Genomic DNA, 14144 nt, shown 5'->3' with positions numbered 1-14144 from the left:
CCTTCGCGCCTGCGGCGCTCGGGTCGAGCGCGCGGGGCAGTCATGCCCCGGCCTCATTGAAGCTCCGTGGCTCCCACGGTCGAGCAGACGCGAAGCGTGGGGTTGTTCGCCCTGGCACGGATTCAGGCCCGTTTTTTGCAGAATTCACCATAGGACCCTACCATCCCACCGCCTTGCCAAAACCAGCCCCGCCACCACCGACCCGGCGCACAGCCCGGTCCCCAGCAGGAACGCCAACCCTCCGACGGCCGCGTACAGCCAGCCGGAGACGATCATCGCCAGCCCGAGAAGGGCACCCATGGCCAGCGCCGAGTACAGCCCTTGCGCCCGCACCGCGTGGTCCGGCGGGACCGCGCGCGCGATGAAGTGCATGGCGCCCAGGTGCCCGGCGGCGTAGGTCAGCGCGTGCAGGCCCTGCACGGCGAACAGCACCGCCGGCTCGGTCGTCACCGCCAAGACGCTCCAGCGCAACAGGCCGCCGGCCCCGGCGATCAGCAGCAGTCCCATGGGGCCGAGCCGCGCCAGCACCCGGTTGCCCACCGCGAACAGCGCGATCTCGACGATCACGCCCAGCGCCCACAGCAGGCCGATGGTGGTGTCCGACAGGCCGGCCGCGCGCCAGTGCAGGGTGGCGAAGCCGTAGTACGGCGCATGACTGGCCTGTGACAGCCCGACGCAGGCCAGGAACAGAAGGAACCGGGGCTCCGAGAGCAACCGCCACAGTCCGCTTGAGTGCCACGGCCGGGCGCCGGCGGCCGGCGCGCGCGGTCGGGGCTCGTCGGCCGGCAGCCGCGCGGCGCTGATCGCCGTGATGGCGAGCGCTCCCAGGATGGCGGCCGGCACCACCAGCGTCACCGGCAGCACCTCCAGCACCGCGCCGGCGGCGACGGCGGCCAGGATGAAGGTGGCCGAGCCCCACAGCCGCATCCGGCCGTAATCGGCCCCGGTCTTGTGCACCACGCCCATGGCCACGGACTCGGCCAGGGGCAGCAGCGCCGCCATGCAGGCGGTCGCCGGCACGGCCAGCAGAAAAATGGGCCAGAAGCCGGACAGCGGCGTCAGCAGCGCGAACCCGATCAGGCTGGCCAGGGTCAGGGCAACCATGGTGCCGCGCCGGGCGCCGGTGCGATCGACGCGGCTGGCGATGACGGGGTTGGTCAGCACCTTCGACCATTGGCTGGCGGCCATGACCAGCCCGATTTCCACGGCGCCCAGGCCCCGTGTCTCCAGCCACGCCGGCCAGAACGGCAGCATGACGCCGATGCCGGTGAACAGCGCGGCGTAGAACAGCCCGACCCGCGCGGCCGGACCTGAGACGGCAACGGACCTCATGCCGGCATCGGGGGCTACCCCAGCCGCAAGGGCAGGGACCGCAGCCGCTTGCCGGTGGCGGCGAAGAGGGCGTTTGCCACCGCCGGCGCCACCGTCGGCACGCCCGGTTCGCCGATCCCCGTGGGGGGCTCGGTCGACGGCATGATGTGCACCTCGATCTCCGGCATGGAGGCCATGCGCAGGATCTCGTAGTCGTGGAAGTTCGACTGGGTCACCTGGCCGGTCTCGTCCAGGGTCAGGCGGCTGCGTAGCGCGGCCGACAGGCCGAAGACGGCGGCGCCCTCGATCTGGGCGCGGATGATGTCGGGATTGACCGGCACGCCGCAATCGACGGCGCACACCAGACGATCCACGGTGAAGCCGCCGTCCTTGGCGGTGACCTCGGCGACATGGGCGACGTGGCTGTTGAACGAGGTGTGCACGGCCAACCCCCGGCCCCTTCCGTCGGGCATCGGCTGGCCCCATCCGGCCTCTTCCGCCGCCCGGTTCAGAACCCCCAGCAGGCGCGGGTGATCGCGCAGCAAATCCCGGCGGAGCACCAGCGGATCGACGCCGGCCGCGTGGGCCAGCTCGTCCATGAAGCTCTCGACGGCGAAGGCGGTGTGTGAGTGCCCGACCGAGCGCCACCACAGCACCGGGATGCCCGGATCGGGCGAATGCAGCTCGCCCTTGATGTTGGGAATGGCGTAGGGCAGGTCGATGACCCCTTCGACCGACGTCTGGTCGATGCCGTCGTCGACCAGGAACGCCTCGAACGGCGTGCCCTTCAGGATGGACTGAGTCACCACCCGCTGTCGCCACGCGGACGGGCGTCCGCCCTCGGCGGCCAGGGCGCCGGCCAGGGCGTGCAGGGCCATCGGCCGGTAGTATCCGCCGCGGATGTCGTCCTCGCGCGTCCACAGCAGCTTGACCGGCGCCTCGATGCCCTGATCCACCAGACCGCGCGCGATGGCCGCCACTTCGGCGACGTAGTCTCCGGTCGGATTGGCGTGACGGCCGAAGCTGCCGCCGGCATGGGTGACGTGCAGGGAAACGGTCTCCGGCTTCACGCGGGCGGCGGCGGCGATGTTGAGCACATCGAAGGTCGGCGTCTGGGCGCCGGCCCACACCTCGATCCCGGTGTCGGTCATGCGGGCGACGGCGCTCAACGGCTCCATCGGCGCATGGGCCAGGAACGGCACCTCATAGGCCGCCTCGACCATCTGTGCGCCCGGTTCCGACAGGGCGGCCAGCGCGTCGCCGTCCGTGCGGAAGGGCGTGCCGGGGGTGGCGGCCAGCTCGCGGTACTGTTCCATCAGGGCTTTCGAGCCCACGCGAACGGCGGCGGACTCGTCCCATTCCACCTTCAGGGCCTCGCGCGCCTTGAGCGCGTGCCACATGGAGTCGGCGACGACGGCGATACCGCCACCGGCGGTGGCGGGCAGGGGCAGGATCGCCTTGACGCCGGGCATGTCGCGCGCGGCGTCGGCGTTGACGGCCTTGACCGTGGCGCCGAAGCGCGGCGGTCGGCGCACCAGCGCCGTCATCATTCCCGGGAGTTTGAGATCGCTGGCGAACACCGCGTCGCCCTTGAGCTTGGCCGCCGTGTCCGGGCGGGGCAGGGAGGCTTTGCCGATCAGGCGAAAGGCGCTCGGCTGTTTCAGCGGCACCGAGGCAGGGTCTGGCGCCGCCACCCTGGCCGCCCGCTCGGCCATGGCGCCATAGGTGGCCTCGCGGCCGCTGCCCGCGTGGCGGAGCACCCCGTCGCGGGTCTCGATGGCCTCCGCCGGCACGCCCCAGGCGCGGGCGGCGGCCTGCACCAGCATGGCCCGGGCGACGGCCCCGGCGCGGCGCATTTGCTCGAAAGAGTTCGCTAGCGAGGTGCTGCCGCCGGTGCCCTGCGCCGGTCCCCAGAACAGGTTGTTGTAGCGTTTGGCGTCGGCCGGGGCATGTTCGGGCCGCATCTGCTCCCAGGCGGCGTCCAGCTCCTCGGCCACCAGGGTCGTCAGGCCGGTGAACACGCCCTGGCCCATCTCCAGGTGCTTGATCAGCACGGTGACCGTGTTGTCCGGCGCGATGCGGACGAAGGCGTTGGGGGCGAAGGGCTCGGCGGCCTCGGAGTCGGCCGTCTCCTGCGCGCGGGCCACCGGCAGGACCACGCCGAGCGTCAGGCCGGCGCCGGTGCCGGCCATCACCCGCATCAGGGTACGGCGGCTCAGGCGCGGGGCACGGTCGTGGGCGGCGGTGTTCAGCGTGGAAGGATGGGCGGCAAGGCGCTCGAACACATGGGTCATGGCCTTTACCCCCTTGATGCCTGGGTGAGACGGTTGGCGGCGGCGTGGATGGCGGCGCGGATCCGCCCATAGGTGCCGCAGCGGCACAGGTTGCCGTTCATCGCCCCGGTGATGGCCGCGTCGTCCGGCTTTGGCGTGCGGCTCAGCAGCGCGACCGCCTGCATGATCTGGCCCGGCTGGCAGGCGCCGCATTGGCTCACGCCCTGGTCCCGCCACGCGGCCATGACGGCGTCGGCGACGGGGCCGGACAGGCCCTCGATGGTGGTGATCTTGGCGTCAGCCACATCGCCCACGTAGGTCTGACAGGCCTGCACCGCCTGGCCGTCCACATGCACCGTGCAGGCCCCGCACTGCGACAGGCCGCAGCCGTACTTGGTGCCGGTCAGGCCGAGCGAGTCCCGCAAGGCCCACAGCAGGGGGACGTCCGGTGCCACGTCGATGTCGTGCACCGTGCCGTTGATGGTCAGGCGGGCCATGCGGCCTCCATGTCGTGGACGGGGAGCAGATCGGGCCACGGGCCGGGTCCTGCCCGGCGCTGGCACGCGCTACACATAGCGCCCCGACGCGCGGACAAAAAGGGGGATCATGGAAGGGTCTTGGAGGCGCCGCCGGAGGGTCGCCGGGCCTGCGCCCTTTCTTGACGCCGGTGTTTGGACTATCCAGGGACACCGCTTCGAAGCCACTCAGCGAGGGAGCCTCCGCCATGCCCCGCACGCCCCGCAAGTACGAAGAGCACCTCGACCGCACCCCGGCCAACCATGTGCCGCTGACCCCGTTGCAGTTCCTGGACCGGGCGGCGCTCGCCTATCCGGACAAGGTCTCGGTCATCCACGGTGCCCGCCGCTATACCTGGAGCCAGACGCGGGAGCGCGCGCGGCGGCTGGCGTCGGCGCTGGCCAAACGCGGCATCGTCAAGGGATCGACGGTCGCGGTGATGGGCTCCAACACACCGGAGCTGTACGAGGCCCACTTCGGCGTGCCCATGATCGGCGCCGTTCTGAACGCGCTCAACGTGCGGCTGAACGCCGATGAGATTGCGTTTATCCTCGTTCACGGCGAGGCCGAGATCCTGATCACCGACCGGGAGTTCTCGCCGACGATCAAGAAGGCCCTCGCCAAGCTGGAGTCGCCCATCCCGGTGATCGACATTGACGATCCCGAGGCCGGCGGGGCCGGGGAATTGCTGGGCGAGACGACCTACGAGGACCTGCTGGCCGAGGGGGATCCGGATTTCGCCTGGGCCTATCCGGCGGATGAGTGGGACGCGATCTCGCTGAACTACACGTCGGGCACGACCGGCAACCCGAAGGGCGTGGTCTACCACCACCGTGGCGCCTACCTGAACGGGCTCGGCAATATCGTCACCTGGACCCTGCCGCACGAGTCGGTCTATCTGTGGACCCTGCCCATGTTCCACTGCAACGGGTGGTGCTTTCCATGGACCATGGCCGCGCTGGCCGGCACCAATGTCTGCTGCCGCAAGGTCAACGCCAAGGCCATCTACGACGCCATCGCCGACCACGGCGTGACCCACTTCTGCGGCGCGCCCATCGTCCTGGGCTTCGTGATCAATGCGTCCGACGCCGAAAAGCGGCCGTTCGATCATACGGTCAAGGTGATGACCGCCGCCGCGCCGCCGCCGGCGCCCGTGCTGGCGCGGATGCAGGCCGAGGGCTTCCATGTGACGCACACCTATGGCCTGACCGAGGTGTACGGCCCGGCCACCGTCTGCGCCTGGCACACCGAATGGGACGACCTGGACATGGAGGAACAGGCGCGGCTGAAGGCACGCCAGGGCATCCGCTACGTGGTGCAGGACGATCTGATGGTCGGCGATCCGGAAACCGTGGAGCCGGTGCCCCACGACGGCGAGACCATGGGCGAGGTGTTCTTTCGCGGCAACATCACCATGCGCGGGTATCTCAAGAACCCGGACGCCACCGACAAGGCGTTCGCCGGCGGCTGGTTCCACTCCGGCGACCTGGGCGTGGTGTATCCGGACGGCTACATCCAGCTCAAGGACCGCTCCAAGGACATCATCATCTCGGGCGGCGAGAACATTTCGTCCATTGAGGTCGAGAGCGTGCTGTACAAGCACCCCGACGTCGTGGCCTGTGGCGTGGTGGCGAAGACCGACGAGCGGTGGGGCGAGACCCCGGTCGCCGTGGTGGAACTGCGCGACGGGGCCACGGTCACCGAGGCCGACCTGATCGCCTTCTGCCGCGAGAGCCTGGCCGGATACAAGTGCCCGCGCACGATCCTCTTCGACGAACTGCCCAAGACCTCGACCGGCAAGATCCAAAAGTTCCGCCTGCGAGAGCACGTCGGGCGACTGGCGGAGGCGGGCGAATCTTGACCCACCCCGCCCACGACTCGGAGCCGGCCGGCCCCGGGTTCGTTGTCCGCGCGACGTTGCTCTGCGCCGCCTCGCTGACGGTCATGGCGGGGGCGACCATCTCGCCGTCCCTGCCGGCGCTGTACGACCATTTCAGCGGCACGCCGGGCGTCGAGTTCCTGGCCCGGCTGGTGCTGACGCTGCCGGCCCTGTTCATCGCCGTGTGCTCGCCACTGGCGGGCGCCATCGTCGATCGCTTCGGGCGCAAGCCGGTGATCGTGGCCGGCGCGGTGCTGTATGTGCTGGGCGGAACCACCGGGCTGTATGTGGACAGTCTGGCCGCCGTGCTGGTGGGGCGTGCCGTGCTGGGCGTGGCGGTGGCCTGCGTCATGACCACCACCATCACGCTGATCGGCGACTACTGGCAGGGCGAGCGGCGCGGCCGCATGATGGGCTGGATGTCCGCCTTCATGTCCTGGGGCGGGGTGGTGTTCGTGCTGCTCGGCGGGGCGCTGGCCGAGTTGCACTGGCGCGGGCCGTTCGGAGTGTATCTGGCGGCGCTGGGGCTCTTGCCGTTCCTGGCCGTGGCGTTGTGGGAGCCAGAGCGGTCCCGGGGGAGCGGGCACGGCGAGACGGCGCGGCCTCACGCGGCCGAGGGACCCGCCCGGGTGAACTGGCCGCTGATCGGTGTGGTCTACTTCGCCGCGTTCATGCTGAACGTCGTGTTTTACGTGGTGCCGACCCAGGCACCGTTTTTGCTGCGGGAGCTTGGCGTGGTGGCGCCGATCGCCGCTGGGGTCGCCATCGCGGCGATGAACGTGGCGGGTGGCATCGGATCGCTGAGCTACGGCCGTCTGCGCGCCCGCCTGTCGGCGCCGGCCGTGTTCGGCGTGTCGTTCGGGCTGATCGCGGTCGGGTTCATGGGGGTGGCGGCGTCCGGCAACCAGGTGGCCTTCATGATCGCGTTGGTGTTCACCGGTCTGGGGGTCGGAACGACGTTTCCCAACATCACGAATTGGCTAATGGTTCTCGCGCCGCCGCACCTGCGCGGTCGGCTGGTGGGGGGCACGACCATGTGCATCTTTTTCGGCCAGTTCGTCTCGCCCCTGTTCAGTCAGCCGCTGGTGGCGGTGGTCGGCCAGTCGGGCACCTTCGCCGTCGCCGCCGGGGTGGTGGCGCTGGTCAGCGCCGGGTTCTGGGGTTTGGCCGTCCGGCTTGGCGGACGTGACTAAGGCCCGCGGGCGGGGACCGGCACGGGTTTCGTGGGCACGAACTCGCCTCTATACTGCCGGTTCTCGCGGATCGGGCCGGCGTCACGACGGTGCCGGCGCGCGACGAGGGGTTCGGTGCGGCAAGGGAGACGGATGGTGACGGTGACGCCGGAAACGACACACGGAACAACACACGTGGGCTTTGTCGGCCTGGGCATCATGGGCCTGAGCATGGCCGGGCACATCCAGGCGGCGGGGTATCCGCTGCATGTGTTCACGCGCTCGCGCGACAAGGCGGCGCCGCTGGTGGACGCGGGGGCCGAGTGGCATGACGATCCGGCCGCGCTGGCCGCCGCCTGTGACGTGGTGATCACGATGGTCGGCTATCCGGCGGATGTCGAGGCGGTCTACTTCGGCCAGGACGGCCACCCGGAGACGGGCATTCTCGCCGCCCTGAAGCCGGGCGCCGTGGCCGTCGACATGACCACCTCGTCGCCCAGCCTGGCCGAGCGCATCGCCGCGGCGGCGGCCGAGCGGGGCGCCGCCGCGCTCGACGCGCCCGTCTCCGGTGGTGACGTTGGTGCCCGCAACGCCACCCTGGCCATCATGGTGGGCGGCGACGAAGCCGCGTTCCAGACGGTCAAACCGCTGTTCGAGGTGATGGGCCAGTCCATCGCCCTGCTGGGGCCGGCCGGCGCCGGCCAACACACCAAGATGGTCAACCAGACGGTCATCGCCGGCACCATCCTCGGCGTGGCCGAGGGCTTGGCCTATGGTCGGCGGGCCGGACTGGACCTGGAGAAGGTGCTGGAGGTGATCGGCGGCGGCGCGGCCGGCGGTTTCCAGCTCAACGTGCTGGGCAAGCGCATGGTCGAGGGCGATTTCGCGCCCGGCTTTTTCGTCCACCACTTCATCAAGGACATGGGCATCGCCGGCGCCGAGGCGGAGCGGATGGGTCTCGACCTCCAGGTTTTGACGCTCGCGCGGACGATCTATGAACGGTTCGCCGCCGACGAGGGCGGACGCGAGGACGGCACCCAGGGCATTTTCCGGATGATCGCGAAGGACCCAGCGTAATGGACTTCAACGGCGAATACACCATCCCCGCGGACCGCTGGACGGTCTGGTGGGCGCTCAACGACTCCGAGGTCCTCAAGGGCTGCATCGACGGCTGCGAAAGTCTGGACTGGACCTCGGAGACCGAACTGACGGGCAAGTTCAAGGCGAAGATCGGCCCGGTTTCGGCCCGCTTCGCCAGCACTCTGACGCTGTCGGAAATGGAAGTGCCGGAAAGCTATCTTTTGACCGCCCAGGGGCAGGGTGGGGCGGCCGGCTTTTTCAAGGGCAGCGCCCGTGTCGTTCTGATCGAGGACAGCGAGGGCACCACGACGTTGCGCTATCAGTCGGAGGCCGCCGTGGGCGGCAAGCTGGCCAGCGTTGGCAGCCGTCTGGTGAAGGGGGCGGTCGACAAGACGGCCGCTGACTTTTTCCAACGGTTCTCGGAACGGGTTGTCGGCAACGTTCCCTCCGTCGAGGAGCCGGACGTCTCGTCCCGTCCGCCGGAACCCGTGCTCCCCACGCCTCCGGAGCCCGTGATCGCGCCGGCGGCCGGGTCCGCGTCCCCGACGACGAATGGCCCGACGCGCATCACCTGGCGTGTCCTCGCCATTGTGGCCGGTGTAGCTGTGGCCATTACGGGAATCCTGATGGCGATCATGATGATGCCGGCGTGAGCCGGCGACGCCGGACTGCCCGCGTCGTGCCGCGACCGAGCCTTCAAAAGGCCATACAGCGCGACGATCCTGCCTCCTGATGTTGGGTGGGTGCGACATGACTTTTATGCGCCGGCCCGAAGTGTGATGAGCGTCATGTTTTTGCAAGGCGGCGCGATGCCACTGTTCCGCGACGCGCTTGCGGCGTCGTTGACGGCGCGGCACCGTCCAGAATCGGTCATTCCGGGATGACCCCTGGTCTGTCGCCTGCAGTCGGCCGTATCTGGACGGGTGCGGACTGCTCACCCAACGTCGCCAGAAAGGGACGAAGCGGGCCATGACCACCTATGTCGGCGATGACACTGACGTCTATCCCTACAGCGCCGTCGTTTACGTCGAGGCGACCTTCCCCGACGGCAGCAGGTACTCGGGAAGCGGATTTCTGGTCGGCCCCAACGACGTCCTGACCGCCTCGCATGTGATTTATGACGTGAACGAAGGTGGCGTGGCCACCTCGGTCACCGTGACGCCGGGCCTGGACGGGGGCTACGCGCCGTACGGGGCCCACGCGGTGGCCCAGATCGACTACCTGCCGGTGGACGCGGATGGTGACGGCTATCTGTCGACCTGGGACTCGCGGAACGACTTCGCGCTCTTGGCCCTGGAGACCGACGTGGCCAGCCGGACCGGGCTGTTCGCGCTGGACTACGACGGCGGCAGCGCGCTGTACAATGTGACGGGGTATCCCGGGGTCTACGCGACGGCCGAAGGGCCGCGCATGACGAATGACAGCGGTTACGTTGTCGAGAACATGTTGTACTCGAATTACGAGTTTGTGTCCGTCGAAACCAATCCAGGGAACAGCGGCGGTCCCCTGTGGACCCTGGAGAACGGGACCGCCACGGCGGTGGGTTTTGTCTCGACGTCCGGGTGGGCGACGGACGTGGCAAGCCAGGAAGACCTCATCAAGGCCTGGATCGCCGGCAACGATGACCTGATTACCGTCGTCTCGGACAACGTGTCGGGATCTGGTGGGGATAGCCAGGCGGACGCCGTGGTGACGTGGACCAACGCGGCGGGCATCGACGAGGATTGGTATCTGACTCAGTACGCCGACGTCGCCGACGCGGGCATGACTCCCGTGAGTCACTACAATCAGTTCGGATGGGCCGAGGGCCGGGATCCCAACGCTTTCTTCGACTCAGATGGCTATCTGTCCGTCTACCAGGACGTCGCCGCGACGGGGATGAATCCGCTGTCGCATTACCTCGATTATGGGTGGCGCGAGGACCGGGATCCGTCGGCACGGTTCGATACCTCGCTCTACGAAACCGCCAACTCGGATGTCGCGGCGGCTGGGATCAATCCGCTGCTGCACTTCCTCGACTACGGGGCCGCCGAGGGGCGGTCCATCGCCGCGTCCGAGGATCCGGCCTGGCAGGCGATCGCCTGACGCCCGTGTGCTGCGGAGTCGCGGGCGGGCGGCGGTGGCGGTGTTCGGCGCGGCGGTTCGTCGCGGCGGGCCGTTCGCCACCGTCCCTGGTCCTGGCCGCGCCGGGCCGAGCCCGACCCTACGTCAACCTGGCGCCAACGGCGGCCGTGGCCGGCGCCGTCGGCGATGCTCTTTTCCCCACCGAATCACGCCTCTATGATCCCGGTCCGAAAACGGGACCCGGCCGGACAACGGCGGGGGCAAGGATTATCCAGGGAGGAGACGTGTCGGCATGGACTTCCGTCTGACCGAGGATCAGGTGCAGTTCCAGGATGTGGCGCGTGCGTTCGCGGCCGATGAGATGGCCCCGCACGCCGCACGCTGGGACGAAGAGAAAGTGTTTCCCGAGGAGGTCCTGCGCAAGGCGGCCGAACTTGGGTTCGCGGCCATCTACACGCGCGACGACGTCGGCGGGTCCGGCCTGGGGCGCCTGGACGCCGCGCTGATCTTCGAGGAACTGGCCACGGCCTGTCCGTCGACGGCGGCCTTCCTCTCCATCCACAACATGACGTGCTGGATGATCGACCGCTTCGGCAACGATGAGCAGCGGCACCGCTTCCTGCCGGCGATGTGCACCATGGAGCGCTTCGGCAGCTACTGTCTGACCGAGCCCGGGGCCGGGTCGGACGCCGCCTCGCTCAAGACCCGGGCCGAACGCGACGGCGCGGACTATGTCCTGAACGGCGAGAAGGCGTTCATCTCGGGCGGCGGGCGCTCGGACGTTTACGTCGTGATGGCCCGCACGGGAGAGCCGGGGCCGAAGGGAATCTCGACGTTCGTGGTGGAAAAGGGAACGCCGGGCCTGTCCTTCGGCAAGCAGGAACGAAAGATGGGCTGGAACAGCCAGCCGACGGCGCCCGTGATTCTGCAAGACTGCCGTGTCCCCGCTGCCAATCGCCTCGGCGAGGAGGGGCAGGGCTTCACCATCGCCATGAAGGGCCTGGACGGCGGGCGTGTGAACATCGGCGCCTGCTCGCTGGGCGGCGCGCGGGCGGCCATGGAGGCCGCCATTGCCTACACGCGCGAGCGGCGGCAGTTCGGACGGGCCATCGCCGACTTCCAGGCCAGTCAGTTCAAGCTCGCCGACATGGCCACGACGCTTGAGGCCGCGCGCTTGCTGCTGCATCGGGCGGCGGCAGCGCTGGATGCCGGGGACCCCAACGCCGCCATGCTGTGCGCCATGGCCAAGCGGTTGGCCACGGATACCGGGTTCGCCGCCTGCGACGAAGCCTTGCAACTGCACGGGGGGTACGGCTACATCCGCGAGTATCCGATTGAACGGATCCTTCGGGACCTGCGCGTGCACCGCATCCTGGAGGGGACCAACGAGATCATGCGCGTGATCGTGGGACGCCGCCTGCTGGCGGACTGAGCGACCGCACCGCCATCACCGGAGACGAATCCGATGAGCGAACCGGAAATCCTGTTCGATATCGTGGAGGGTGTCGGGCGCATCGTTCTGAACCGACCCAAGGCCCTGAACGCGCTGTCGCTGGCCAAGATCGGCGAGATGGACCGCACCCTGCGCGGCTGGGCCGATGATCCCGGGGTCAAGGCCGTGATCATCGAGGGCGCCGGCAACAAGGCCTTCTGCGCCGGCGGCGATATCCGCGTGCTGTCGGACGCCGCGCGCGCCGGCGACGACGCCACGATCCGCCAGTTCTTCCGCGCCGAATACACGCTTGATCGCCTGATCAAGACCTTCCCCAAGCCCTATCTCGCCTTTCTCAATGGCATCACCATGGGGGGTGGCGTCGGCATCTCGGTGCACGGCAGCCACCGCATCGCCACCGAGAACACGCTGTTCGCCATGCCGGAAACGGGCATCGGCATGATCCCCGACGTGGGCGGAACGTGGTTCCTGCCGCGCTGCCCGGGGGCGGTCGGCCTCTATCTCGGGCTGACCGGCCAGCGGCTGAAGGCGGCTGATTGCCTGTATGCCGGGATTGCCACCCACATCGTGCCGGCCGAGCGCCTGGGCGACCTGGAGGCCGGCCTGTGCGAGGCGGCGCGGCGGGCCGACGACGCGGATCGGATGTGGCAGGCCATCACCGATGTCCTCGACGTGTTCCACGAGGACGACGAGGCGCCGCCGCTTGAAACGCATCGGGCGGCGATCGACGCCGCGTTCGGACAGGATAGCGTGGAGTCCATTCTTTCGGCCCTGGACGGCATGGACACCGAGTGGAGCGCACAGACGGCGGCGACACTGCGGGGCAAGAGCCCGACCGCTCTGAAGGTCGCCTTCCGGCAGTTGCGCGCCGGGTTGCAGCTTGATTTCGACCAGGCCATGCAGATGGAATTCCGGCTGGCTACACGGATCACGCGGACGCCGGACTTCAGCGAAGGTGTGCGGGCGGCGATCATCGACAAGGACAATGCGCCACGCTGGTCCCCGGACACCCTGGAGGACGTGGACGACGACCAGGTCCGGGCGTTCTTCGCCCCGCTCGGGGACGGCGACGAACTGGCCTTTGAGTAACCGAACGGGCACGGCGACCAGACCACGCGGCCAAAACAATCAATGTCGGGAGGACGACTCACCATGGCGACCATCGGATTCATCGGTCTCGGAAACATGGGCGGCCCCATGCTGGCCAATCTGGTCAAGGCCGGGCATACGCTCCGCGCCTTCGACCTGTCCGACGAGGCCCTGGCCCGGGCCGAGGCCGCCGGGGCGACGCGGGCCGACAGCGCCGCCGCGGCGGCGGCCGGGGCCGATGTCGTCATCACCATGCTGCCGGCCGGTCAGCACGTTCGGGCGGTCTACATGGACGAGGGCGGGGTGATCAGCGCGGCACGGGCCGGCGCGTTGCTGATCGACTGTTCCACCATCGACGTGGATTCCGCACGGGCCGTCGCGGCGGCGGCCCACGACGCTGGCCTGATGATGGTCGACGCGCCGGTGTCCGGCGGTGTCGGCGGGGCCGAGGCCGGAACCCTGACCTTCATGGTGGGTGGGCCGGACGCGGCGGTCGAGGCGGCGCGCCCGATCCTGGAGTGCATGGGCAAGGCAGTGGTGCACGCCGGCGGCTCCGGCAACGGTCAGGCCGCCAAGATCTGCAACAACATGATGCTGGGCATCCAGATGCTGTCGGTGTGCGAGGCCTTCATGTTGGCCAAGCGCCTGGGCCTGGACGCGCAGAAGCTGTTCGATGTCAGTTCAAAGGCCTCGGGCCAGTGCTGGTCCCTGACCACCTACTGCCCGGTGCCCGGCCCGGTGCCCACCAGCCCGGCCAACCGCGATCACGCGCCGGGCTTCACGGCGGCCATGATGCTGAAGGACCTGAAACTGGCCCAGCAGGCCGCCGCCGACCGCGATGCCGCGACGCCGTTGGGTGCGGCGGCCGAGGGATTGTATGCTCTGTTCTGCAACCAGGGGCACGGCGGGCTCGACTTCTCCGGCATTGTCCGCATGATCGACGGCCAGCGGTAACGGGCGCGGCGAGCCGACAGGTGATCGGGCCGCACCCCTGGGGCCTTGCAGAGGATGGGACCGACCGTGCGCGAGATCCTGTTCGAACTGTATTACGACGGTCCGTACGTCCGCGTGTCTGCCATCGACCCGGACACCAATACGGAGGTCAGCCTTGTGGGGGACGCCCGGTTGACCGAGGCGTCCCTCAAGGCGGCTGCGAAACGCAAGCTGGAGTATGTCATGCGGCGGGACGGCAAGTTGCGCTGAGACCGCGCGACGGACATCGTGACACGTTTTCCGGACCGTCGACACACGACCTTGGGAGATCCCTCGCGTCCTAACGGACGCTTCGGGATGACGTATGTATTTGT

12 protein-coding genes are annotated in these 14144 nt (G+C 69.0%); 9 read left to right on the top strand and 3 right to left on the bottom strand.

From position 1 onward, the window contains the following. Window positions 1-144 precede the first annotated feature (144 nt). From Q0309_RS13610 to Q0309_RS13600, 3 genes are read right to left on the bottom strand one after another with little or no spacing between them, the layout of a single operon-like run. On the bottom strand, window positions 145-1332 hold the full coding sequence (locus Q0309_RS13610; protein ID WP_299442074.1) for an MFS transporter: 1188 nt from the start codon (window positions 1330-1332) through the stop codon (window positions 145-147). Between the two features lie 14 nt (window positions 1333-1346). Continuing rightward, complete coding sequence (locus Q0309_RS13605) at window positions 1347-3605, bottom strand: xanthine dehydrogenase family protein molybdopterin-binding subunit (RefSeq protein ID WP_299442071.1); 2259 nt, start codon at window positions 3603-3605, stop codon at window positions 1347-1349. 5 nt (window positions 3606-3610) lie between these two features. Continuing rightward, window positions 3611-4081 (bottom strand): (2Fe-2S)-binding protein, encoded by a 471-nt coding sequence (locus Q0309_RS13600; protein ID WP_299442068.1) that lies wholly within the window; start codon window positions 4079-4081, stop codon window positions 3611-3613. 227 nt (window positions 4082-4308) lie between these two features. Here Q0309_RS13600 and Q0309_RS13595 point away from each other — a divergent pair, with 227 nt between their 5' ends. The 9 genes from Q0309_RS13595 to Q0309_RS13555 all read left to right on the top strand — a co-directional run bounded on the left by Q0309_RS13595 (window position 4309) and on the right by Q0309_RS13555 (window position 14040). After that, window positions 4309-5961 carry an acyl-CoA synthetase gene (locus tag Q0309_RS13595; RefSeq protein WP_299442065.1) on the top strand — a complete coding sequence of 551 codons (1653 nt, stop codon included), beginning with the start codon at window positions 4309-4311 and terminating at the stop codon, window positions 5959-5961. Next, complete coding sequence (locus Q0309_RS13590) at window positions 5958-7172, top strand: MFS transporter (protein WP_299442063.1); 1215 nt, start codon at window positions 5958-5960, stop codon at window positions 7170-7172. Before Q0309_RS13595 ends, Q0309_RS13590 begins: the two co-directional genes overlap by 4 nt. 132 nt (window positions 7173-7304) lie before the next feature. Continuing rightward, window positions 7305-8228, top strand: coding sequence for an NAD(P)-dependent oxidoreductase (locus Q0309_RS13585; RefSeq protein ID WP_299442059.1), 924 nt, complete (start codon window positions 7305-7307; stop codon window positions 8226-8228). Next, complete coding sequence (locus Q0309_RS13580; protein ID WP_299442056.1) at window positions 8228-8884, top strand: CoxG family protein; 657 nt, start codon at window positions 8228-8230, stop codon at window positions 8882-8884. Before Q0309_RS13585 ends, Q0309_RS13580 begins: the two co-directional genes overlap by 1 nt. A gap of 316 nt (window positions 8885-9200) precedes the next feature. Then, the gene (locus tag Q0309_RS13575) at window positions 9201-10316 is read left to right on the top strand and encodes a trypsin-like peptidase domain-containing protein (protein WP_299442053.1); all 1116 of its coding nucleotides are present in this window, start codon (window positions 9201-9203) and stop codon (window positions 10314-10316) included. A 271-nt stretch (window positions 10317-10587) separates the two neighbouring features. Further along, complete coding sequence (locus tag Q0309_RS13570) at window positions 10588-11727, top strand: acyl-CoA dehydrogenase family protein (protein WP_299442050.1); 1140 nt, start codon at window positions 10588-10590, stop codon at window positions 11725-11727. Window positions 11728-11760: 33 nt separating this feature from the next. Continuing rightward, window positions 11761-12837: an enoyl-CoA hydratase/isomerase family protein gene (locus Q0309_RS13565; RefSeq protein WP_299442047.1), complete on the top strand. Its 1077-nt coding sequence runs from the start codon at window positions 11761-11763 to the stop codon at window positions 12835-12837. 42 nt (window positions 12838-12879) lie between these two features. After that, entirely contained in the window at window positions 12880-13791 is a 912-nt protein-coding gene (gene mmsB / locus Q0309_RS13560) for a 3-hydroxyisobutyrate dehydrogenase (RefSeq protein WP_299442044.1), read from the top strand. 66 nt (window positions 13792-13857) lie between these two features. Continuing rightward, entirely contained in the window at window positions 13858-14040 is a 183-nt protein-coding gene (locus tag Q0309_RS13555) for a hypothetical protein (RefSeq protein WP_299442041.1), read from the top strand. Window positions 14041-14144 lie beyond the last annotated feature (104 nt).

It is taken from the genome of uncultured Rhodospira sp. (assembly GCF_937138205.1).
In the GTDB taxonomy this organism is placed as follows: domain Bacteria; phylum Pseudomonadota; class Alphaproteobacteria; order Rhodospirillales; family Rhodospirillaceae; genus Rhodospira.
This window is presented reverse-complemented; position numbering and strand designations above follow the sequence as displayed.